The sequence below is a fragment of the Patescibacteria group bacterium genome (genome assembly GCA_018896645.1).
GTDB lineage: Bacteria > Patescibacteriota > Patescibacteriia > UBA2591 > JABMQE01 > JAHIMF01.
The window spans coordinates 1-2,225 of sequence record JAHIMF010000070.1 but is presented as its reverse complement, the minus strand read 5'-3'; the positions used below and the strand labels follow the sequence as shown (position 1 = coordinate 2,225).

The window sequence follows — 2,225 nt, the reverse complement described above, 5'->3', positions numbered from 1 at the left end:
TATTTTTGCCAGTATACACATCAAAAAGGTCAACTTGAATAATGAGTGGACTAATGGTATTTATAACTTCGGCAATATCCGAATACATTATGCCCTGGCTTGTGATGATTGCTAAGTCGCGGGTGACAGAAGGGTAAATTGGGAGTTCTTGAAATTCTTTAACTTGAGTTTTTGGCAGATTAGCTAATTCAGTAAAGTTGAGGTCAAAGACACCGACTCGGGGTTTGAGCTTGAGTTTGGTTCGTAACTTGGAGACCATTTCAGCAATATAGCCCAGATTTTTCCCGTCTGACTTAATTTCTAGCACTCTCTCTTCATCAGCCCAAAAAACCTTGGACCGGGTTGGAACCAATTGACAATCAACTCCCACCTTCTCTAATAGATTCTCAACTGCGCTCTTGGCTTGCTCAAAAACATTTTTACCCACCACAACTCCGCTTAAATATTTATCTTGTTTGGGCAGGAATTCTTTACTATTGACGCTGGTGTTAAAATTCCCTTTTCCCTTAACAAAAACCCGGCCAATTTCAAAAAGTTTGAATTCATCAAAAAATCTCAAATTATCTTTAATATTTTTAGCTAGGTTGATGAGTAAATTAGGTCGTAAATGAGATTGTTCTGAAGCCGTTGGATTATCTAAGGCGATTAAATCTTTTTCTTGGTAACCAAAATAGCTTGCTACCTTAGGATCAACAAAAGAATAATTTTGGACCTCGTTGAAGCCAAGCCCGATTGTTAAGATATTTTTTATTTGGCGCTCAAGTTGGCGCTCGGTGTTGACCTCTGGCGCTACGAGTTTAATTTCTGGCATCTTTGGTTTGATATTTTGATAGCCGAAAATTCTGGCAACTTCTTCAATTAGATCTTCCTCTATGGTGATGTCACGAGTGGCGCGAAAAGAAGGGACTTCGACTGATAATGCTTGAGGCTTGACGGCTTGACGGCTTGACGGCTTGACGTAAAATTCAAGTGAAGTCAAAATTTCGATGACTTTTTTTACTGGAATTTCAGTTCCGACTACGCGGTTAAGATATTCTAAATCTAAATCAATAATATTTTTTTGGGGTTTATAATTTCCAATATCTACAATTGACGAAGTAACTTTGGCGCTTGGGCAAATTTCTAAAATTAATTCAATAGCGCGTTTAATGCCTTGCTCTGATAGTTCTGGGTCCAAGGCCTTCTCAAACCTGATTGAGGCCTCGGTGCGGAGGCCGGTTCGAGATTCTGTTCTGCGAATGCCAGATGATTCAAAGTTGGCGGACTCTATAATAATTTTGGTGGTTTTATCGCTGATTTCAGAATTATTACCGCCCATAACTCCGGCCAAAGCTACTGGTTTTTTAGGGTCGGCAATCACCAAATCATCTGTATCTAACTCGAGAGTTTGGTTATCTATGGTTTGCATTTTCTCGCCCCTTTTTGCAGCTCTGACGACGATGATATGGTTTTCAATATAATCATAGTCAAACGCGTGTAGCGGCTGACCGAGTTCCATTAAAACATAATTGGTGATGTCCACGATGTTATTTATTGAACGAACGCCGATGGCCTCAAGCTGGCGAGACATCCACGCGGGCGAGGGCTCAATTTTGATGTTGTCAATCACGACTCCCAGATACCGTGGACACTTCTGACTATCTTGAATATCCACTTTCAGCTTGTCTTTATTAACCTTGTCGTCATTCGCATCTCCCTTAATTTCTTTATTTCTTAATTTCTTAATTTCTTCGTCATTAACCTTATTAACCTTCAATCTTAACCCCAATAATGCTGCCACTTCCCGCGCCATACCATAATGCGACCATAAATCCGGACGATTAGTTAAAGATTTATTTTCAATTTCAATGATGACATCATCCAGACCCAGTGCCTTGGCAAGCGGTTCCCCCACCTTGATGCCTTTTACATCTGACAAATCCACAATATGATACTCGCTTTCTTGAGGAAATAAATTTTCCAAGCCAATTTCCGAAGCCGAACAAATCATGCCGTTTGACTCCACTCCGCGAATTTTAGCCTTTTCTAAAACCACTGGCTCCCCTTCTCCGTGCCATTTGACGCGAGCGCCGACTTGAGCGAATGCGACTAACATGCCTTCATTCAAATTTACACCACCACACACAACTTTTTGAATTTTGAGTTTTGAACTTTGAATTTGTTTAGGATTTAGGATTTCGGATTTAGGATTTTTAAAACCACCAATATTAACATGAGCGACCTTG

Annotated in this window: 1 protein-coding gene; it reads right to left on the bottom strand. The window is 40.2% G+C overall.

The genetic code is table 11. The features are described from left to right. Positions 1-2,225 (bottom strand): phenylalanine--tRNA ligase subunit beta (gene pheT, locus KKD20_05320; protein MBU4332509.1); only part of this gene is annotated, 2,225 nt, incomplete at both ends.